The sequence below is a fragment of the Maricaulis sp. ABE4_448 genome (assembly GCF_056160825.1).
On sequence record NZ_JBSWXX010000002.1, the window covers coordinates 96582 to 117175 of the forward strand.

21 protein-coding genes are annotated in these 20594 nt (G+C 65.5%); 7 read left to right on the forward strand and 14 right to left on the reverse strand.

The genetic code is table 11. The annotated features are described in order from the left end of the window. The first annotated feature begins 117 nt into the window (after positions 1-117). Positions 118-549: a response regulator gene (locus ACXAJV_RS06940; RefSeq protein ID WP_475083522.1), complete on the forward strand. Its 432-nt coding sequence runs from the start codon at positions 118-120 to the stop codon at positions 547-549. A gap of 213 nt (positions 550-762) precedes the next feature. Then, entirely contained in the window at positions 763-2352 is a 1590-nt protein-coding gene (locus tag ACXAJV_RS06945; RefSeq protein ID WP_475083524.1) for an ABC-F family ATP-binding cassette domain-containing protein, read from the forward strand. A gap of 28 nt (positions 2353-2380) precedes the next feature. On the opposite strand, the gene ACXAJV_RS06950 is transcribed toward ACXAJV_RS06945, so the two are convergent. Then, positions 2381-2962 carry a lipocalin family protein gene (locus ACXAJV_RS06950; protein WP_475083526.1) on the reverse strand — a complete coding sequence of 194 codons (582 nt, stop codon included), beginning with the start codon at positions 2960-2962 and terminating at the stop codon, positions 2381-2383. A 97-nt stretch (positions 2963-3059) separates the two neighbouring features. Continuing rightward, on the reverse strand, positions 3060-3452 hold the full coding sequence (locus ACXAJV_RS06955; protein ID WP_475083529.1) for a DUF3775 domain-containing protein: 393 nt from the start codon (positions 3450-3452) through the stop codon (positions 3060-3062). A gap of 206 nt (positions 3453-3658) precedes the next feature. Here ACXAJV_RS06955 and ACXAJV_RS06960 point away from each other — a divergent pair, with 206 nt between their 5' ends. Further along, positions 3659-4165 (forward strand): response regulator, encoded by a 507-nt coding sequence (locus tag ACXAJV_RS06960; RefSeq protein WP_475083532.1) that lies wholly within the window; start codon positions 3659-3661, stop codon positions 4163-4165. A gap of 8 nt (positions 4166-4173) precedes the next feature. On the opposite strand, the gene ACXAJV_RS06965 is transcribed toward ACXAJV_RS06960, so the two are convergent. From ACXAJV_RS06965 to ACXAJV_RS06985, 5 genes are all read right to left on the reverse strand, one after another. Continuing rightward, positions 4174-4506, reverse strand: a complete 333-nt coding sequence (locus ACXAJV_RS06965; protein ID WP_475083533.1) for a hypothetical protein — start codon at positions 4504-4506, stop codon at positions 4174-4176. A gap of 76 nt (positions 4507-4582) precedes the next feature. Then, positions 4583-5605 carry a threonine aldolase family protein gene (locus tag ACXAJV_RS06970; RefSeq protein WP_475083535.1) on the reverse strand — a complete coding sequence of 341 codons (1023 nt, stop codon included), beginning with the start codon at positions 5603-5605 and terminating at the stop codon, positions 4583-4585. 31 nt (positions 5606-5636) lie between these two features. After that, positions 5637-6413, reverse strand: a complete 777-nt coding sequence (locus ACXAJV_RS06975) for a hypothetical protein (protein WP_475083537.1) — start codon at positions 6411-6413, stop codon at positions 5637-5639. Positions 6414-6498: 85 nt separating this feature from the next. Further along, positions 6499-7086 (reverse strand): class GN sortase, encoded by a 588-nt coding sequence (locus tag ACXAJV_RS06980; protein WP_475083540.1) that lies wholly within the window; start codon positions 7084-7086, stop codon positions 6499-6501. Then, on the reverse strand, positions 7080-9305 hold the full coding sequence (locus tag ACXAJV_RS06985) for a marine proteobacterial sortase target protein (protein WP_475083542.1): 2226 nt from the start codon (positions 9303-9305) through the stop codon (positions 7080-7082). The genes ACXAJV_RS06980 and ACXAJV_RS06985 overlap by 7 nt, the downstream gene beginning before the upstream one ends. A gap of 284 nt (positions 9306-9589) precedes the next feature. On the opposite strand from ACXAJV_RS06985, the gene ACXAJV_RS06990 reads away from it, so the two are divergent. Further along, positions 9590-10795 (forward strand): pyridoxal phosphate-dependent aminotransferase, encoded by a 1206-nt coding sequence (locus tag ACXAJV_RS06990; RefSeq protein ID WP_475083543.1) that lies wholly within the window; start codon positions 9590-9592, stop codon positions 10793-10795. A 119-nt stretch (positions 10796-10914) separates the two neighbouring features. Then, on the forward strand, positions 10915-11382 hold the full coding sequence (locus tag ACXAJV_RS06995; RefSeq protein ID WP_475083545.1) for a Dps family protein: 468 nt from the start codon (positions 10915-10917) through the stop codon (positions 11380-11382). A 406-nt stretch (positions 11383-11788) separates the two neighbouring features. On the opposite strand, the gene ACXAJV_RS07000 is transcribed toward ACXAJV_RS06995, so the two are convergent. The 6 genes from ACXAJV_RS07000 to ACXAJV_RS07025 form a co-directional block, all read right to left on the reverse strand. Further along, entirely contained in the window at positions 11789-12682 is an 894-nt protein-coding gene (locus ACXAJV_RS07000; RefSeq protein ID WP_475083547.1) for a LysR family transcriptional regulator, read from the reverse strand. Between the two features lie 121 nt (positions 12683-12803). Continuing rightward, positions 12804-13796, reverse strand: coding sequence for an aldo/keto reductase (locus ACXAJV_RS07005; protein WP_475083550.1), 993 nt, complete (start codon positions 13794-13796; stop codon positions 12804-12806). A 139-nt stretch (positions 13797-13935) separates the two neighbouring features. Beyond that, the gene (locus ACXAJV_RS07010) at positions 13936-14511 is read right to left on the reverse strand and encodes a TetR/AcrR family transcriptional regulator (protein ID WP_475083553.1); all 576 of its coding nucleotides are present in this window, start codon (positions 14509-14511) and stop codon (positions 13936-13938) included. Between the two features lie 52 nt (positions 14512-14563). Beyond that, entirely contained in the window at positions 14564-15508 is a 945-nt protein-coding gene (gene trxB / locus ACXAJV_RS07015) for a thioredoxin-disulfide reductase (protein WP_475083556.1), read from the reverse strand. A gap of 126 nt (positions 15509-15634) precedes the next feature. After that, on the reverse strand, positions 15635-16072 hold the full coding sequence (locus ACXAJV_RS07020; protein WP_475083558.1) for a protein tyrosine phosphatase family protein: 438 nt from the start codon (positions 16070-16072) through the stop codon (positions 15635-15637). A gap of 14 nt (positions 16073-16086) precedes the next feature. After that, the gene (locus ACXAJV_RS07025; RefSeq protein WP_475083560.1) at positions 16087-17025 is read right to left on the reverse strand and encodes a mitochondrial fission ELM1 family protein; all 939 of its coding nucleotides are present in this window, start codon (positions 17023-17025) and stop codon (positions 16087-16089) included. Between the two features lie 109 nt (positions 17026-17134). Here ACXAJV_RS07025 and ACXAJV_RS07030 point away from each other — a divergent pair, with 109 nt between their 5' ends. Together ACXAJV_RS07030 and ACXAJV_RS07035 are read left to right on the forward strand one after the other, a co-directional pair. Next, a complete protein-coding gene (locus ACXAJV_RS07030) occupies positions 17135-17530 on the forward strand; it encodes a BlaI/MecI/CopY family transcriptional regulator (RefSeq protein ID WP_475083563.1) in 396 nt (131 codons plus the stop codon). Beyond that, a complete protein-coding gene (locus ACXAJV_RS07035; protein ID WP_475083566.1) occupies positions 17527-19677 on the forward strand; it encodes a peptidoglycan DD-metalloendopeptidase family protein in 2151 nt (716 codons plus the stop codon). The genes ACXAJV_RS07030 and ACXAJV_RS07035 overlap by 4 nt, the downstream gene beginning before the upstream one ends. Positions 19678-20089: 412 nt before the next feature. Here ACXAJV_RS07035 and greA read toward each other — a convergent pair whose 3' ends face one another. Next, on the reverse strand, positions 20090-20566 hold the full coding sequence (gene greA / locus ACXAJV_RS07040) for a transcription elongation factor GreA (protein WP_475083569.1): 477 nt from the start codon (positions 20564-20566) through the stop codon (positions 20090-20092). Between the last annotated feature and the right edge of the window lie 28 nt (positions 20567-20594).

A 20594-nucleotide genomic window follows, 5' to 3' on the forward strand; every position in this document is an offset into this window, starting at 1 on the left:
AGGCGGGGTGAGGTCCCTGCCAGCGTTATGTCATGAGGGGTCATACGGAATGATCCGCCGGTCACCGGGCGTTAAGCATGCCGCGCGCATAGTGGCGCCTCAACAAGGGAGGCCCCGATGTCCGAGCTTGCAGACAGTGCCGTCAACATTCTTCTGGTGGATGACAGCCCCGCGGTGCGTACCGTGATGCGAACCCTGCTCTGCGGCCTCGGTGTCACCCGGATCTATGAAGCGACCGACCGTGAAGAGGCCTTCATCATGGCCCGCGTCTGCCGGCCCGACCTGGCGCTGATCGATCATGATCTGGGCCGGACGAGCGGGGTGGATCTGGTCGCCGCCTTCCGTGATACCGCGACCAGTCCGATGCCCGAACTGCCGCTCATCCTGCTGGCGCCGACGGGTATGGAATACCTGGCTGAACAGGCGCGTGAAGCCGGTGCGGACGCAGTCCTGCCCAAGCCGGTCACGGCGCGCATGCTCGGCGAGCGCATCCTGCAGCTCACCGGTCCGGCAGAAGCCGGTGAAGCGCTGGCCCGCAAACAGGCCTGAGATCCGGCCGGGTTATTATTAGTGGCAGTGCGCATGGCGACGGGGTGTGGCCGTCCGGCGCGCGGGTCGGTAAGAGGGGCGTGAACCGGCGCACCGGTGCCGGGCTTTGCCGGGCCGGTTGTGGATTGTCCCCTGATTTGCCGTTCCGTTTGTCCGTCACCCCTGCGAGGTTCGGCGGGCATGGGCGCGGCCTGCCATGATTGACCTGACGACATGCTGACGATTTCCAGTCTCGACTACCGGATCGGCGAACGTTCGCTGTTCGAAAATGCCTCTGTGCAGATTGCTGCCGGCTGGAAAGTCGGCCTCGTGGGGCGCAACGGGACCGGAAAGTCGACCCTGCTCGGGTTGATCCGGGAAGCCTTTGTCGAGCCCTCGGCAGACAGCTCGATCCGGATCAACAAGGGCGCGCGCATGGGCTGGGTGGCGCAGGAAGTGGCGGCTTCCGACCTGACGATTCTCGACGTGGTGCTCGCCACCGACACCGAGCGTCACGCGCTGATGCAGGAATCCGAGACGGCCACCGATCCGGACAGGATCTCGGAAATCTTCATGCGCCTGGCCGATATCGATGCCTGGTCGGCGGAGGCAAGGGCCGCGGAAATCCTCACCGGTCTGGGCTTTTCCAATGCCGACATGTCGCGGCCGACGCGGGAGTTCTCGGGGGGCTGGCGCATGCGGGCCGCCATCGCGGGCGTGCTGTTCTCCGAGCCCGACCTGCTGCTGCTGGATGAGCCGACTAATTATCTCGACCTGGAGGGCGCGGCCTGGCTGGAGACCTATCTGAAGAAATACCCCCACACCGTGCTCCTGGTCTCGCACGACCGGGCGATGCTGAACCGCTGCGTTACCCACACCCTGGCGCTGGAGCACAAACAGCTGACGATCTCGTCGGGCGGCTATGACGACTGGCTGAAGCTGCGGGCGGCGCGCACGGCGCTGCTGGAGGCCCAGCGTGCCAAGCAGGATGCCGAACGGGCCCATCTGCAAGCCTTCATCGACCGCTTCAAGGCCAAGGCGTCAAAGGCCAGCCAGGCTCAGTCGCGGGTCAAGATGCTGGAAAAAATGCAGGACATCGCGGTGCCTCTGGCCGAACGCACAACGCCGTTCAACTTCCCGGCCTCCGGCGACAAGCTTTCCCCGCCCTTGTTGCAATTGAGCGGCGCGTCGGTCGGATACGGCGACGACGCGGTGATCCTGAGCGGGCTCGACCTGCGGCTCGACCCCGACGACCGCATCGCCATCATCGGGGCGAACGGACAGGGCAAGACGACGCTGGTCAAGTCGATCGCCAACCGGCTGCCGCTGCTGGCGGGTGACCGTGTGGCGCCCGGCGCGCTGCGGATCGGTTATTTCTCGCAGGACCAGATGGACGAGCTGCGGCCCGGCGAAACCGTGCTGGACCATGTCCGCGACGCCCTGCCGCCGCAGGTAACGGAATCCAAACGCCGCGCCGTTGCCGCCGCCATGGGGTTCTCGCACGAGAAGGTCGAGACGGTGATCGACAAGCTGTCCGGCGGCGAGAAGGTGCGTCTGCTGATGGGGCTGATGTCGCTCGACAAGCCGCACATCCTGATCCTCGACGAACCGACCTCGCACCTCGATATCGACAGCCGGGAAGCTCTGATTCACGCGCTTAACGCCTATGAGGGGGCGGTGGTGCTGATCACCCACGATGTCTACCTGGCGGAGGGGACCGCCGACGAGCTGTGGCTGGTCAAGGATGGCAGGGCGTCGCGCTATGAGGGTAGCCTGCAGGACTATCGCAAGCTGGTGCTGCAAGCGGAGCGCGGAGAGTCGTAGGGCCGGGCCAGAGGGCGGGCCGGGCTGGCTAGCGCCCCTCTTCCAGGGCGGGCGCGGCATCGCGGTCCGGCCATTGCGCTGGCCGGATAAGGCCTTCCGTGTCGAACCCGCGGGCTTCCAGATCGGCAAGGCGCGCCTCGATGAAGGCCTCGCCCGGCTGCGGATCACGCGAGAGCACCCAGAGATACCGGCCTTCCGGTTCTGAAACCACCGCCCAGCTATAATCCTCGGCCAGATCAATCACCCAGTAATCCCCGTAGAAGGGGCCGAAAAAGCTCACTTCCAGCTTCGCCGTATCGGCCGGGTCGGGGTAGCGGGCGCGGCCCTCGGCGATGTCCGGAGATCCGTTCAAGCCGTGCTTCCAGCAGCGATTGACCACGGCGACAGTTCCGTCGTCGCGGGGCGTGTAGTGGGCCATCACCCCGTCGCAATTGCGCTCGAACCCGTGGTCGGCGCGCAGGATCTCGAACCATTCTCCCGCATAGCGCTGGATATCCACGGCCGGCACGGTCTGCGGCGGCGTGTCGCCGGCCAGGCGGTCGCGCGGCGGTGAACAGGCAGCCAGTGCCAGCACGGGCAGGATGAGAGGCAGGATCAGGGCAGGGCGCATCGGGACCTCCGGACATCTGGCGATGCCGTAACAACTAGCGCGGTGCCGTGACGGTTCCAGCGCGCCGCCGGGATGTCGTGACACCGCGAAGGGGGTGTCAGGCGTCGTCGTAGACGTCGGCCGCGATCACCGCATCCAGGCCGATCTCCAGCTGGTCGCCCAGCAGCGGCGCGCCGAGCAGATATTCCGCGGTCGAACCGGTGCGGCGGGCGCGGGCTTCGCGTACGGCGTCCGGGAAGTCGGGCCCGTCATAATCGCCGCGGCCGATCCAGTAGAGCGCGACGAGTTCGGCCTGGGCCTCCTCGTCAAGAGAGCCGATCCAATCTTCCAGCTCGGAGCGGATCGGATCGTTATCGCCGGTCTGCAGTGTTTCGACGGCATCCGTCTCGCCACTGTCCGGATCGCGCTCATAGTCCTCGATCGTTTCCTTGCTGTCATAAGCCCGGGCCTGGAAGACCAGTTTCCGGACCATTTCCTCCGCAATGTTCATGACGACTCCCTTTCCGGTCGGGTGTGATGAAGCCTGACGGTAGCTTGACGAGACTAGCACGGATCGCCGGTCGCGCGGAGCGATGAAACGGGGTGCGGCACTTCGGCACAGGGGGCTGCCCCGGTCCTTCCGGTCAAGACTTGGTTAAGGACGAATTGGCACTATCGCGTTGCACACCTGATTCACCGCGGCCCCCAAGAGATTCCATGTCCGGCAGCTTCGACCGTATCCGCGTCCTGATCGTCGAGGACAACGCGCACATGTCGACCATTCTGCGCACGATCCTGCAGGGGTTCGGCGTGCGCACGATCGTCGAGGTGCGCGATGCCGCGGACGCGTTCGAGACCATGCGCGATGTCAATCCGGACTTTGCCCTGGTCGACTACATGCTGGGCGATCTGAACGGGCTGGAATTCACCCGCCTGGTCCGCACCGCGTCGGACAGCGCCAACAAATACCTTCCGATCATCATGGTGACGGGCCACACGGACCGCTCCAAGGTGATCGAGGCGATCAATGCGGGCGTCAATGAATACCTGGCGAAGCCAGTCCGCCCTGTCGATCTCTTCCATCGCATCACGGCGCTGATCGAACGGCCCCGCCGATTCATCAAGGCTTCGACCTATTTTGGCCCGGATCGCCGCCGCCGGCAGGATCCGCGCTTTACCGGCCCGTGGCGCCGGTCGACGGACGAGGAAAAGGCCGCGGGCTGAGGCTTCGCTCAGGCGGCCGCATCGAGATCCACTTTCCGGTAGACGGAGAAGACGATGACCACGTCCTGGGCACCGACCGCCTTGCGCTTGCGGATGATGGTGCCGAAATCGGGATTGTTGACCAGATAGTCCGGTCCGATGCGGACGAGTTCCTCGCGCGCGATCAGGGCGGTGTCACAGCTCAGGGGCGCGCCGCATCCGGAATGACAGGCCATGGCATCGGCCTGTTCCAGAACCCCCGCCATGCGCGCGCCCGCAGCCTGGTCCGAAATCATCACCCGGCCATAGGGATCGAAGCCGAGCTGGTCCAGATCGAAGACGATACCGACATTCGCAGACATGGCGATCTCCCGTGTTGCACGCACAGGATGTACACCTTTTGTTCCGCCCGTTCAAGGGGTGTGTGATCCGAAAAGTCTATGCTCGGGCGGCATCCAGGAGCGCGGAGATCTCGCTGGCCTGCGTGCACCAGCTGGTGACGAAGCGGCAGGAGCCGTCCGGCCACTGATAGAAGCGGGCACCGGCTTCTATCAGACGATCGCCGAGGGCTTCGGGCAGGCGGATGAACACCTCATTGCCCTGTACCGGGTGCATCACCTCGACACCGTCGAGCGCGTCCAGTCCGCCGGCCAGGGTGCGGGCATGGGCGTTGGCGGTGCCGGCCAGATCGAGCCATAGATCATCCTTCAGCCAGGCTTCGAACTGGGCCGCGAGAAAACGCATTTTAGGTGCCATATGGCCCCCTCGCTTCTGGCGGGCCTGAAGCTCTTCGAACCGGTCCATCACAGATGGAAAGAGGATGACAGCCTCGGCGCCGAGCGCGCCATTCTTGGTCGCTCCGAAACACAACGCGTCCACTCCTGCTCTCCAGGTCAGCTCGGCCGGTGTGCAGCCGAGCGTTACCAGCGCGTTTGAAAAACGGGCGCCATCCATGTGCACGAAAGCCGGGCGCGCGTGGATCCGTTCCGCGCGTTCGGCCACCTCCGCCGGTGTATAGGCCGTACCGCTTTCGGTGAGGTTGGACAGGGACAGGACGCGGACCGGGCTGGCATGGACGAAGCCTTCCGGAATCTCGCCCAAAGCCCGGTCGAGGGCTTCGAGCGATATCTTCGCATGGGCACCGGTGAGCGGGATCAGCTTGGCGCCACCGGTGAAAAATTCGGGCGCGCCACGTTCGTCGCGATGAATATGGGCCTCGTCATGGCACAGGATAGCGCCGTGTGAGGGACACAGGGCTGACAGGGCCAGCGCGTTCGAGGCCGTGCCCGAGACCGCGAAGAGCAGTTTCAGATCGGTCTCAAAAATCGTCTTCAGCCGGGCTTCCACCCTGGCCGAGATCTCGTCGGCGCCATATGAGGCGGCGAAACCGGCGTTCGCGGCGCCAATCGCTTCGATCAGCGCCGGGTGAGCGGGGGCGGTGGTGTCGGACAGGAAATTCATGGCTGCAATGGACTTTGCCGGAGCGGTGGCGTCAATCGCCGAATGCGGGGTCCGGCACCAGTGGCGGCAGGCTGTCGCGCATCTGGTCGGCCGAGGAGGTCATGCGGCCGGATGGATCGGCGAGGGTCGACTGACCGTCCAGGTCGCGCACGGGCAAGCCGCGGCCCGCATAGAGAGCGCGGATCTGCATATCCGTCAGGTTCGCGAAAGCCGCTTCTGCCTTGGCGATATTCTCCGGGCTGGCAAATTGCAGCATGGGCAGGCCCTCGGAACCGTCGCTGGGCGGGCAGCCGAGCGCGTCGCGATTGGCGTCAGACGTCGAGAGACAGAAGACATCCCGCACGACACCTCCGGCGCCACCACCATTGATGCCATTGGGCAGGGGCATGGCGTCGCCGATGAACTCGGTCGGCCGTTGCGGCGCGCCGCCACCCCCGGCGGGCGTCTCGTCCTCTTCGATCTGATCTTCGGGCTCCGCAGGGGCAGGCACCTCTGCGCGCTCTGTCGAGGGGGCAGGCGGGACGGCCTCGACGGTCTCCGCCAGCGGCTCCTCGGCGACCGGTTCCGGCGCGTCGGGTTCGGGTTGAGCGACAGGTTCCGGATCCGGTTCGATAGCCTCCGCGGGCTGTGGAGCCGGCAGGGTCACGAAAACAACATCGATAGCCTCCGGTCGCTCGACGGAGGCGAACCGGTGCGGCAACAGGATGAGAAGAAGCAGCAAAGCCCCGTTTGCGGCGATCGACAGCGCACCGGCGAGCAAACGGCGGCGCAGGACCTCGGTCGGGGGCGCGAACAACGCTACGCCCAATCCAGCCTCCCTTCGGCCCCCGCCGTGACTCATGCATAGCGGAGCGCGGCAGGCCTGACCAGTGCGGCTGGGGATTACGAATGCGTCAGGTGGTCACCACGACGGGTTCGGCCCAGACCACATAGCGCAGCGGGCCGGGGGTGACGGTGTCGAAGGGCCAGCAGGTCACCAGTGCCAGCCGGGCCGGCCCGCCATTACCGGTTTCGATGCCGGAGCGGGCCGCCTCGACAATCCCGCTGCCGGTGACACGGAAGGCGAGGGGCGGCGCATCGGCCCGTTCGATGATCACGGTCTGGCCTGGTTCGACATGCTGCAGGAAGCGGAAATGCGTGTCGCGATGGGCTGCGATGACCGAAATCCCAGCTTCGCCGGGCCGAGCCGAGGCCGTGAGCAAGGCGGGGCCGAAGGCCAGCGCTTCGCCGCCCGCCTCGGCCAGCACGATGGCGTGTTCGCCCAGATCCGGAACGGAGAGCCGCGCCACGGGCCAAGTATCGGCCCAGGGCCATGGTGTGGGCGCGGTCTCTCCGTCGATCGCACGGGCCCAGGCTCTGGCGAGCAGGACTTGTGCAATTTCAGCCTTGGCGCCGATCCAGACGCCCTGCCCGATGAGAGCGGTGCCGGCGGCAATCAGGGCCAGCGAGGCGGTCTTGGCGAGGACAGGCAGGCTCAGCATGTGCGCGGCTTCCGCTGCGCCATCCGCCAGGCCAGACCGGAAAGGGCCAGAAGGGCGCCGAGCAGGATCAGCCATTCACGCGGCGTTGCGGTTGCCGGCAAGGCCAGCCCGTTGCGAACCTGCGCATCGCCTGCCGCTGGCGGCGTGCCGGGGGCGAGGCGGTCGATCAGGGCAGGATCGAGTGCAGCGCGGTGCTGCGGTCCCGGATTGCGGTTCATCACGGCCTCAAAGTCCCAACCGTGCGGCACCATCAAGGGAACATCGCGCGCGGTCAGAGCTTCGTCCGCCGGCCGAGCGGGCGTCACATCGACGGCCACCAGGCTGGTCAGGCGCGAGACGAGATGAAAGTCGAGCGCGGTCTGGAGGACTTCGGCATTGATCGCCTCGGCACTGGCGCCCTGATAGCGGAGCTCTTCGATTGCGCGGATCCGGTTGCGGGCCCACAGCGTGGCGATCCCGTTCGCGGACCGGGCATCGGACAGGGGCAGATCCTCCTGCCAGAGGGCCTCACCCATCCGGCCTTCCAACCTCATGCTGCCGGCCGGGCTGTCGAGGCGGGCCGTCATCAGCACCGGTTCGCCATAATAGAGGTCCGGCAGCGGCGCGGGCCAGATATCGCTCAGCGCGCCTTCGGGGAAGAGCGCGTCGAGATCGGTCATCACCGGACGCTCCAGTGCCGCAAACAACGCGTCCATCGCGCCGGCGACTTCCGAGACATCGCCGATATGGGTGAAGGTGCCGCGGCCGGCCCGCGCTGCACGGCTCATGAAATAGGTGTTGGGTGCCGAACCGATGCCAACCGGGAAGAGGCGCGACCGGCCCAGCCCGTCATGGATGGCGGCGAACAGGGCGTCCTCATTGCCGATGGCGCCGTCCGTCAGGAAGACCACCTGGCGCACGCGGCCGGTATCCTCGGGCGTGGCATCGATCAGGGCGGCCTGCATGGCGGGCAGCATCTCGGTACCGCCGTTGGCGTCGAGCCCGCGAACGAAGCGCCGGGCCCGGTCGAGATTATTCCGGGTTGCGTCGACCGGCGCTGGAAAGACCTGCTCCATCGTGTTGTCGAAGCGGATGACGTTGAACCGGTCGGCCGGCTGCATCCGGTCGAGCGCGCTGAGGAGGGCCTGCTTGGCTTGGCGCATGGAAGCGCCCGCCATGGAGCCGGAATTGTCGATCACGAACACGGTCTCGCGCGGCTGGCGCGGTGTGTCCGCACCGAGTTCGGCCGGCGGCAGGACCTGGGCGAGAAGATAGGTCTCGCCATTCAGCGTTTGTGTGAAGAGGGCGGCGCTGGGGCGCTGCTCTTCGGCCGGGCGCCAGGTCAGCACGAAATCGCGATTGGCGGGGACCGGTCCTTCGGCGAGCGAGATCCGCGCATCGCCATCACCCATGCGCTCGACCAGGGTGGCATGATAGAGGCTGGCGATCTCTCCCGGCTCGAAGCCCGGCTGCAGGCGGGCTGAGATAGAGACGGGCAGGCGCAGGGCGTTTTCCGGCTCGTCATCCGGATGCACGAGCGGCGGTGTGATGCGGTGGGCGTCTGGCAGCGCGGCCGGGGCATTGCGGTTTTCAGCGACGAATTGCGGTGTATCGGCCGGGATATAGCGCGGCGTGATCGCCAGCGGCACGCGCAGCTCGAATGCGCCATCGGCGAGGCGGGCGACATCCTGATATTCGATCTGGACGATGATCGTCTCGCCGGGGCCGATATTGGCGACCGATGTGGTGAACATGTTCGGCCGTTCCTGCTCGAGCAGGCTGGCACGCTGGCCGTTCGCCCGGGCGTCCTCATAGATCCGCCGCGCCTGGCGGCGCTCATGAATCTCGCCTTCGATGAAGCGGTCGCCGACCTGCATGCGCAGCCGGTCCACGCCCGCATCGGCGGGCAGGGGAAAGACGTAGGTTCCCTCGACCCAGGCATCCGACGGATTCTCGAAACGCTGGGTGACGGTGGCGCGCGCGATCGGTCCGGCAATATCGAGCGCGATATCGGTCGCAACCAGCGGTGCGGGAATGTAGAGCCCGGCATCGACGGTGCGGATCAGCAGCGCGCTTTCGTCCATTTCCGAGAGCCGGACCAGTCCGGCCTCCCGCGGCGCCGGCGTGTCGGCCCGCGCCTCCGTCCAGAGTAAAAGCGATACAATGAAAACGGCGGCGGCCAGGACGAGGGCGAAACCGCCCTGCGAACCGGACCCGCGGCTGCGGCGTGTGGATGTCATCTGGATACTCCCCGAAACGCGCCGGCCGCCCCGCCTCTGCGAGGGTGCGGCAGGGGCGGCCGGCCTCCCTGTCCAAAGGCACGCTGGACCGCGATCACGGATGCGGCAGGGCGGGAATGCGGCGATCAGGGGGAAAAGTGGGGCGATTGCGGGGCGGCTGACCGCCTCCGCCAGTCATGCAAAAACGCCGCGAGGTTTTGGCGATACTGCATGGCTGGGCTATTGGCGGGCCCGGCAAGCCCGACTAGGGTCGTGTCTTCGCATACAAGATCCGGGACACTGTCATGACCTTTACGCCCTCCGCTGCGCTGCAGCGCGTGCAACCCTCCGCCACGCTCGCCGTGACCCAGAAGGCCCGCGAACTGAAGGCGAAAGGCATTGACGTCATTTCGCTGGGCGCTGGCGAGCCGGACTTCGATACGCCGGACCATATCAAGGAGGCGGCGATCGATGCGATCCGCCGCGGCGAGACCAAATACACCGCGGTCGACGGTATTCCCGAACTCAAGGACGCCATCATCAAGAAGTTCCGCCGCGATAACGGTCTGGAATACACGGCGGCCCAGGTGCATGTCTCCACGGGCGGCAAGCCGGTGATCTACAATGCGTTGCTCGCCTCGATGAATCCGGGCGATGAAGTGATCATCCCGGCGCCTTACTGGGTGAGCTATCCGGAAATGGTGAACCTGGTCGGGGGCACGCCGGTGCCGATCCGCGCCGGCATCGAGAGCCGTTTCAAGATCACGCCGGAACAGCTCGAAGCCGCGATCACGCCGAAGACGCGCTGGCTGATCCTCAACTCGCCCTCCAACCCGACGGGTGTCGGCTATACCGCGGACGAGCTGAAAGCGCTGGCCGACGTGCTGCTCAAGCACAGCCATGTCTGGATCATGACCGACGACATGTATGAGCACATTGTCTACGAGGGCTATGAGTTCGCGACCATCGCCCAGGTCGAGCCGAAACTCTATGACCGCACGCTGACGATGAATGGCGTGTCCAAGGCCTATTCCATGACCGGCTGGCGGATCGGCTATGCCGGCGGCCCGCAGGCGCTGATCAAGGAAATGGGCAAGGTTGCCTCCCAGACCACGTCCAACCCGTGCTCGATCAGCCAGTGGGCTTCGGTGGAAGCGCTCAACGGCGATCACGGTTTCCTGGAAGCGCGCAATGCGGCCTTCCTGCGCCGCCGGGACCTGGTGCTGGAGGCGATCAATGCGGCAGACGGCCTCGTCGCGCCGACGCCGGAAGGGGCTTTCTATGTCTTCGCCGACTGTTCCGGCACGATCGGCAAGACGGCGCCGGACGGAACACGCATCGAGAATGACACCGATTTTTGCTCGGCCCTGCTCGAGGCCGAAGCCGTGGCGGTCGTTCCGGGTGTAGCCTTTGGCCTGGAACCGGGTTTCCGGATTTCCTATGCGACGGATGATGCATCGCTGAAGGAAGCCGGCCTGCGGATCCAGCGCTTCTGCGCTTCGCTTGGATAGGTATAGAGCTGTTCAATGGGAGCTCTAGTAAATCCTCATTTGAATTATGGAATTCCGGGGCCCATATATGAGTCAGACGCCGCGGCGCTGCCGCACGCGAACCACGAATGGAGAAGACGATGAGCATCAATATGGGCCTGTCCGAAACGCAGCGTGAGGCGATGTCCAAGGCCGTGACGGCGGTTCTCGCCGACACCTATGCGCTCTATTTCAAGACGCACGCCTATCACTGGAATGTCACCGGTCCGCGTTTCCACGACCTGCACAACCTGTTCGAGGAACAGTATAACGAACTGTGGGCCGCGACTGACGACATCGCCGAGCGCGTCCGCGCCCTGGGCTTCGTGGCGCCGCGCACCTATTCGGAAATGTCCGATGCCGCCACCATCAAGTCGGGTGGCGAGGAAACCGAATCCAACGCCATGCTTCAGGACCTCGTGAAAGGCCATGAAGCCGTGGTGGCGACGATCCGCAAGGCGCTCGAACTGGCCGGCGAGCATGATGACGAGGCGACGTCCGACCTTTTGGCCCCGCGCCTGTCGGCCCACGAGAAATCCGCCTGGATGCTGCGCTCGACCATTGGCTGACGTGCGCCTCCAGACCTGTCAGGAATGAAGGGCTCCGGCGTTCCAGGCGTCGGAGCCCTTTTTGTTCCTGCTGAAGGATGTGAGCGGCTATGACAAGAAAAACGCCCCGGCCATACAGCCGGGGCGTCAATAGTTTGGTCGGGCGGGGAGGCCCGAAAAGGGTAGGCGCCGGGCCCGATATAGGGGAGGAGACGGGACCCGGCGCGAAGTGCATACCGTATGGGGAGGAGACGGATATGCAGAACTCAGATGGGGGATCTGAGCGCGCGACGTCGCCGCCGCGTTGGAAGGGTGTATGACGCATTCGCGAAATAGCGACCAGAGCCATGCCGGCATGTCGGCCATGCATAAACGCGGCAAGGACACATTCTTGCCATGCATTCCGGCCGATTTGGTCACAGTGTGGTCAGCTCTGCCAGCGGCGCGCCTGTTCGATCAGGAAATCGCGGAAAGCGACAATGCGCCGTGAGCCGCGCAGTTCGCTGGGATAGACGAAATAGACTTCGAAATCCGGGCCGACCAGGTCCGGCAGGACACGCTCGAGGCGCGGGTTCTCGCGGGCGACATAATCGGGCAGGGCAGCGATACCCATACCGGCCTCGACGGTCTTCATCACGCCATAGATCGTATTGACCTCGACAACGGCCGGGCGCGGCGGCGCATCCGGTTCGCGGCCGGCCTTGGCGGCCCAGTCCAGACCCGGGATCGGGGCGAGCTGTGGCGGGCCGTAATGGATGATGGAGTGCTCGTCGAGATCCCCGGGCGTGAGCGGCCGGCCACGACGTTCGAGATATTCATGGCTGGCATAGAGGTGCTGGCGCACGGCCAGCAGCTTGCGCTGGACGAGATCGTTCTGCGTCGAGGCCCAGGGCCGGATGCCGACTTCGGCCTCGAGTCCGGCCAGGTCGAGCTCGTGATCGTCCAGCATCAGCCGGATGCGGATATTGGGATATTGGTCGTGGAACTCCGACAGGCGCGAGGCGAGCCAGATCGCGCCGAGCGCGGTCGGCGCCGTCACCTTGAGTTCACCGGACGGTTCGTCGCGGGCGTCGTGAACGCGTGCCTCGGCGACGGCGACCTTGCCGTGGATCTCGCGGGCGGCCTCGTAAAGCAGATTGCCCGGCTCTGTCGGGATCAGGCCGCGGGCGTGGCGGTGGAAGAGGGTGACGCCGAGATCGTCCTCCAGCGCCGCAATCTGCCGGCTGACGGCCGATTGTGACAGGCCGAGCATTTCGGCGGCTCGGGTCAGGGACCCGGCCTGTGCAGCGGCATGGAAGGTCTTCAGCTTGTCCCAGTCCATGCCCTGCGTCTCCCCGGAATCGGCATCTCCGGGGGGCAGTCTATCTGTATGGGCACAAATCGCGAATGCACAATTGCGGCGGAACCGGCACCGGGCCGGTTCCGCCGTGCTAAATGCCCGTCTAGGCGTTGATGTTAGACATTCGCGCTTCGGGATACCGGCCGCCCTTCACATCGTCCGCAAGGCGGTCGAGGCGTTCGGTTTGCGCTTCGCTCAGCTTCACGCCGCCTGCCCCGAGATTGATTTCCAGATTGGCGAGTTTTGTGGTGCCCGGGATGGACAGGATGTCCTCGCCGCGGGCGAGCACCCAGGCCAGTGCGACCTGCGAAGGATGCGCGCCGACTTCGCCGGCCACTGTCTTCACTTCCTCGACGAGGGCAAGATTGGCCTCGAATGCGCCTTCCGCGAAGCGCGGCTGGTGGGCGCCCTGGCGGAAATCATTCTCCGCCGGCTTGTAGTTCTGGGTATAGCGGCCGGTCAGAAGACCCCGGCCCAGCGGCGAATAGGCGACCAGCGAGGCGCCGATCTCCCGCACCGCCGGTAGCGGTCCGTCCTCAATGTCGCGGCTGAAGATGGAATATTCCGACTGCAGCGCGCTGATCGGATGAACCGCATTGGCCCGGCGCAGCGTCTCGGCTGAGGCTTCGGACAGGCCGAGTGCTCGGACCTTGCCTTCCTCGACCAGTTTCGCCATCGCGCCGACGGTTTCCTCGATCGGCCGGCTCAGATCGACGCGGTGGAGATAGTAAAGGTCGACATGATCGGTCTTGAGGAATTGCAGCGACTCCTCGATGGCGCTGCGCATGTTCTCCTCGGAACCGTCGACATCGACAAAGGCTTTGGTGTGCTTGTCGCGGACCGGACCGAACTTGGTGGCGATCACCACCTTGTCGCGGCGGTCGTGGAAAGCTTCACCCAGCAGGCGCTCATTGGCGCCCATGCCGTAGAGCTGGGCTGTGTCGAAATGATTGACGCCGGCATCGATGGCAGCGTGCAGCAGGGCAACGCCGTCGCGCGTGTCGACGGCGGGGCCGTAAAATTCCGACAGGCCCATACAGCCAAGGCCGATCGGGTTTACGAAAATGCCGGAATGTCCGATTTCGCGAGTCTGCATGATGGTCTCCCCTGGTGGAGATGAGGTTTGGTGGATCGTGTGGTTGTGCACACGTAAAACGACGTGAGCACTCACTCACATATGGGGTGGTCAATGCGAAGGTGCAAGCCCTGCCGGTCAGCATAACGGTTCAGTTAGTCTAGCGGTTCAGGCGCCAGGAGTCCCAGGCGGTCTCGATCGCCATCTCGATTTCGGATGCGGTCCAGTCGCGCCCGGCATTGGCCTGCTTCAGCATCGAAACCATGGGCGGGAAGAAGAAGGCCGTCAGCACGGTTCCGGAAATGTCCTTGATCTCGCCGCGGGCCTGACCGTCCTCGATCAGCGTGCGGATATGGCGCACGAAGCCGTCATGGATGGGTGTGCTGTCGCGGTCCGACAGCGGATATTCGGAAAAGCGCTGGCCGTAGGTGAAGGCGGCCGGATCCGCCCGGTAGGCATTCCAGACGCCGCGCCACAATTGCCGGAACCGGTCCCGGAAACTGCCCGAATCGTCGGTCTCCGCCATGACGCTGCGATAGACCGCTTCCTTGATGCCGGAATAGACCGCGACGAAGAGCGCGTCCTTGTTGTCGAAATGCCGGTAGAGCGTGCCCTCCGCTACGCCCGCACGCTTCGCGATCGCGGCGGTCGTGGCGGCGGAGAAACCGTCTTCGGCGACGAGTTCCAGCGCCGACCGCATCAGCTTTTCGCGGGTGGAGGCGAGCGGAGCGTTCATGAGGCCAGCAGGCGCGATCGGGGCTCAAAAGTCCAGAGCCCCGATGGGCGGCCTATTCCTGGGAGGCCAGATAGCGTTCCGCTTCAAGCGCAGCCATGCAGCCCATGCCGGCGGCCGTGACGGCCTGGCGATAGACGTCGTCGGTCACGTCGCCGGCCGCGAATACGCCCGGGATCGAGGTTTTCGGCGTGCCCGGCTCGACGACGAGATAGCCGCCATCCTTGGTTTCCAGCTGGTCGAGGAACAGCTCGGTCGCCGGTGCATGGCCGATCGCCACGAAGAAGCCGTGCGCGGGGATGTCGGTCGTCTCGCCGGTGTTGACGTTCTTCACGCGAACGGCCGTGACGCCCAGCGGATCCACGTCACCGAGCACTTCTTCGACCACGGAATCCCACACCACCTCGATCTTCTCGTGCTTGAACAGCCGGTCCTGCATCACCTTCTCGGCGCGCAGGCTGTCACGGCGGTGCACCAGGGTGACCTTGGAGGCGAAATTGGTCAGGAAGAGCGCTTCCTCGACCGCTGTGTTGCCACCGCCGACGACCACGACGTCCTTGCCGCGATAGAAGAAACCGTCGCAGGTCGCACAGGCCGACACGCCGAAGCCCTGGAATTTCTGCTCGCTCTCGATGCCCAGCCACTTGGCCTGGGCGCCGGTGGCGATGATGACACTGTCGGCGGTATAGGTCGTGCCGCTATCGCCCTTGAGTACGAAGGGGCGGGTTTTCAGATCAGCCTCGACGATAATGTCGGAGATCATTTCGGTACCGACCTTCTCGGCCTGCTCGCGCATCTGTTCCATCAGCCAGGGCCCCTGGATGACGTCGGCAAAGCCGGGATAGTTCTCGACATCCGTGGTGATGGTCAGCTGGCCGCCCGGCTGCAGGCCCGCGATCAGGACCGGTTTCAGCATGGCGCGGGCGGCATAGATGGCAGCCGTATAGCCGGCGGCGCCGGAGCCGATGATGATCAGGCGTTCGTGACGCGTGTCGGACATGAATAAACCTCTGGTCAGTCTTGCGGGCAGGCCGGTGCCGCTGTGTCTCTTGGATGTGATCGGACCCCTATATAGAGAGTCCCGCCGGACGTGCACGCCTCTCCTGCTGCAGACCGGCCATGCAGGTCAAAGCGGAAGCAGGGCCTGCACCAGCGCCATATCGCGGCTGCCCGGCCAGCCCATTGTCTCGAATACGGTTTCTGGCGCCTCGCCGGTCTGGATCAGCCAGGCGGCGTAGAGATGGGCCGAGCGGGTACCGCTGCGGCAATGCAGGACGATGCCGCTATCCGGATGGGCTGCCAGCAGGCGGCCCAGGCGCACGGTCAGCTCCGGCGATGCCCCCCAGGGGCCGCCGATCGGCAGCTCGACATACTGCATGCCCCGGCTCGCGACAGCGTCGGCGAGGTCGAAGGGCAGGGCGGCGGTTTCTTCCGGCGTGCGCGAATTGACGATCAGCGCCACACCGTTTTCGGCCCAGCTGTCGAGATCGGCTTCGCGGGGCTGGCTGGCCAGCGCGACATGACCGTGCCGGCACACGACCGGGTCGTTGGAAGGTGAGGACATGAAAGGGAACCTCATTACGGTGCAGGCTGCCACCGGTCGATGACGGCGTGCGCCATGCGGCGGGTCTCGTCCAGGGGCGGATAGGTCCAGGTTTCAAGTGTGCCGAGGAAGGGGCGCAGGGCGCCCTGCGCAGTCAGCGCGGCGTGCAGGCGCGAGAACTTGCCCGGCTTGCCGTCCATCGCCAGCAGGTAGACCGGCTTTCCGGTCGTGGCCGCTTCCAGGATCATATTGGTCGATTCTTCCGTGACGAAGATCCAGTCGGCGGCGGCCAGGAAGGCGAAATAGGGATTGTCGCCCTCGCCATCGAAAAACCAGACGCGCGGATCGCTGCCGAAGCGTGCGGCGAGCCGTTTGCGGATCGTGTCCGGCGTACGCCGCGACACGGTCGCCATCACGCTGACGCCCTGGTCCAGCAGGCCGGCGATCCGCTCTTCCAGATAGCGGCCGATCTTCGGTGTCATCCGGTAGCGCTTGGAGGCCCCGCCGATCAGGACGGCAGCCCGTGGTGCCGGCAGCGCATCGATCTGTGCGGAAAATCGGGCCCGGGCCTCATCCAGCTGAGACGCTGTGATGCGGTTGGGCGAGCCGATCATCGGCAATGCGTTCTCCCGGCGCAGCCTGTCATGCGCGGGTGCCACGATCAGGTCGAAGCTCGAATAGCGGCCGCGGGGATCCTGCACATAGACGTAGAAGCAATCCGGAAAGACACGGCGAAGGCGTCGCGCCTGCGCGATGGCGGCGCGTCCGCAACCAACCCACAGATCGGGATGCGAGTTGGCGGGCAGGGTGACGAAACCGTCCTTGCGCACCGTCACGCGTTCGATCCGTGTCGGATTGTCCAGTTCGCGTGCGACGGCTTCCGCCAGGCCGAGCGCCTGGTTCTCGATGCCGCGGCGGCCATCCGAGACGACCCAGATGGTCAGTGTTGCAAGTGTGGAAGACGGGTTGGACATGTTCCGACTTAGACGGCGCAGGCGTGGGCGCGTCAAGGCCGGTTGACGGGCTGCGCTACGCGTGTAACAACATGCGACATATGTAGCGCGACAAGGCTGGAGTATCCGCATGTCTGCATCACCGCCCTCCCAGGCCGAACTGACCGTTCTCAAGCATCTCTGGAATGCCGGGCCGCAAAGTGCCCGCGAGGTGCAGGACGCGATCTCGGCCGATACCGGCTGGTCCTATTCCACCACGCGCACGCTGCTGACGCGGATGACCGAGAAAGGCCTGATCCGCCGCAAGGATGTGCACGGCCTGTCCGTGTTCACGGCCAAGGTCGAGAAGGTCTCGATGATGAGCCGGATGATCCGCGAGTTCGCGGCCAATGTCCTGGACATGGACGGCCCGCTGCCCGGCACGGCTTTCGCCTCCAGCCGCCTGTTCAGCGAGGAGGAAGCCGCCGCGCTGACCCGGCTGCTCGAACAGGCCGATGATGCGGAGCGCGGGGAGGACGAGGCATGACCGGCGGACTGATTGACGCGCTCCTGCTCGGCGGCGGCCTGTCGGTCATCGCTGGCGGCGCGGCCTGGGCGCTCGCCCGGCTGCAGCGGCGCGGCGAGGCGGAGGCCGATGTCGCGCTGTGGCGTGCGGCGCGGATCGTCGCTTTGCTGCCGGTACCGCTGGCCGCCATGATCTATGCCGTGCCGCAGACTGTGTCAGCGGGCGGCGCAGCGCTGGTTTTCGAGCCGCAATTTGCCGAAGTGACAGGCCCGTTACCACTTGCGGGAGAGGCGGGCGGGTTCATGCTTCCGGCGCTGCCGTCGCTGACGCAGATCGTCCTGGCGCTCTATCTGGCCGGACTTGTGGTCAGCCTGGGACTGGCGGGGCTGCGCCATCTGGCACGGCGCCGTCTGATCGCGGCCAGCCGCCCGGCCAGCCGCGAGGAACGCCGGCCGCTTGAAGCGCTTGCCGAAAATATCGGCGTTCGTGCTCCGGAGATGCGGGTCGGGCCCGACACAGCGTCGCCCATCCTGACCGGCTGGCGGGGTGTCGTCCTGGTTCCGGCAGCCATGCTGCAGCGGGCCGAGGCGCTGCGCTTCGCCCTGGCCCACGAGCTGAGCCATCTGCGCCGCGGCGATGAGCGGGACCGTCTCCTTGGTGCCGCGCTGATCGCGCTCTTCTGGTTCAACCTGCCGCTTCGCTGGATCGAGCGGGAACTCAATGCGGCGCGGGAAATCGCCTGTGACCGCGACACGCTGGAGGCGCTGGGGGGTGCACGGCGCAAGGCTTATGCGGCTGCGCTGATCGAAACCATGCGGATTGCGGCGCCGCCGGCGTCTGCTTTCGGCCCTCACGACAGGAGACATCGTGAAATGCGGATCAAGGCCATCATGACTTCAACTGCCAGCCGGCGCGGACGCGCGGCCTGGCTCGCTGCCACAATCCTCGCCGCCGGACTGCCGGTCGCCGGTGCCCAGGCGCTGATCACCGAACGGCGTGTCGTTGCCGAGCCGGCCGAGCATGTTCAGCCCCAAGCCGAGCCGCGGGCGATGACGGCTGAAGCGGGAGAGACGGTTCTGTCTGCCCAGGAGGCCCAGCAGAATGAGGATTGGCAGGCATCGATCGAGCGTCTGTCGCCGGTGATCGAAAGTACGCAGAGTTCAGCTTATGACCGGGCGATCGCGCTGCAGCTGAGGGGCCGGGCTCTCTTCGAGCTCGGGCAGGCCGAGGCGGCGATTGCCGATTGGCAGGGCGCGATCGAGACCGGTGCCATGGATGAAGACGGCCGCCGTAATCTGCGCATCAATATCGCCCAGCTGATGATCGCCGATGGCGATGCCGAGGCGGGCGCGGAAGCGCTTGAGGCCGCGCTCGGCGAGGATGAGCCCGATCTGCGTTTCATGCGGATGCTGGCCCAGGCCTATGGCCAGGCGGGCCGTTTCGAGGACGGTCTGGGCTATGCCCGTGCGGTCTATTCCGACGATCCGGCCGAGGGCAATTTCCACCTGCTCTACTATTATCTCCAGGAATTGGGGATGGAGCAGGAGCTGAGCGCGCTGCAGGAAGAGCGCGAGACGTCCGGCGAACCCAAGGTCAATCGCCGCGAGGCGCCCGTCGCCCCGGTGGCGGCCGAACCTTCGCCCGAACCGCATCCGGCGCCGCATGCCGAACCCGCCTCCGAGCCCAGCCCGGTCCGTCAGGTCCGGCCGGCCCCCCAGGCCGAACCCCGCGTCGAGACGCGTCCTGTGACGGCGCCGGCCCCGTCGCTGACCCATCGCGTGGCCCATGGCCGGATCAGCAGCCGCTATGGCGATCGTCCGGCCCGTCCGGCGGGAGCCCGGCAATTCCACCATGGTGTGGATATCGCGGCTGAGCGCGGCACGCCGATCGTGGCGCCGGGACCGGGCGTGGTCGTGCATGCTGGCGCCGGCTTCAACGGTGAGGCTGCATGGGGCAATACCGTCGCAATCGATCATGGCAATGGCTGGCAGACGGTTTATGCCCATATGGAAGGGTTTGACGTCTCGGTCGGCGACCGTGTGTCGTCGGGTCAGCAGATCGGCCGTGTCGGCTCGACCGGCCGCTCGACCGGACCCCACGTCCATGTCGAGCTGCACCAGAACGGCGAGCGGATCGACCCGGCTGACTATCTGCCCGGCCTTCGCTGACAAGGCTTTCGCGGCCATGCGGCCAAGGTGCGCGAGCGCATCATTGTGATCGCATGACCGTGACATGGCGGCATCATGGATGCTCCATAGCGGCATCATTCCGTGACATTGTGTGCCATTTTCCAAGGGGGATTGCGCACTGGCGGCCGCACACTGCCGCCACGCCTCCGGCTTTGGCCGGGGGCGGTGTCGTGTCTTCACGCTGTCAAAGAGCGCGACCAGTGTCGCACGCCCGCAGCGGGTGGGGACAAGTTTTTGTCGTCAGGCAGTTTATGCGGCGTGGCTTGCCGCTCTCTGCGCCTTTCGCAAGCCCCCGCCATCCCCCGCTCCGCGAAGCGGGGAGGAAAAGGCCACAAACAAAAACGGCGCCCATCGGACACCGTTTTGCATTCATTGCGATGTCTGCCGGAACCTAGCCGCCCCAGCTCACATCCATGATCTCGTAGCTTTTCAGGCCACCCGGGGCATTGACCTCGATGACGTCGCCCACCTCCTTGTTGATCATCGCGCGGGCGATGGGGGAGGAGACGGAGATCTTGCCGGATTTCACGTCCGATTCGTCGTCGCCGACGATCTGGTAGGTGGCTTCCTCTTCGGTGTCTTCGTCCAGCACCGTGACGGTTGCACCGAACTTCACCGTGTCACCCGACATCTTGGCGATATCGATCACCTGGGCGCGCGCCAGCTTGTCCTCGAGTTCCTGGACCCGGCCTTCGATATAGCCCTGGCGTTCCTTGGCCGCGTGATACTCGGCGTTTTCCGACAGGTCGCCGTGCTCGCGCGCTTCGGAGATCGCGGCGATCACCGCCGGACGTTCGACGGATTTGAGGTGTTTCAGCTCTTCGTCGAGGGCTTTGTGCCCTGCGACGGTCATCGGGATCTTGTTCATACGACCACTTATCTTCGGGAGTGGAAGG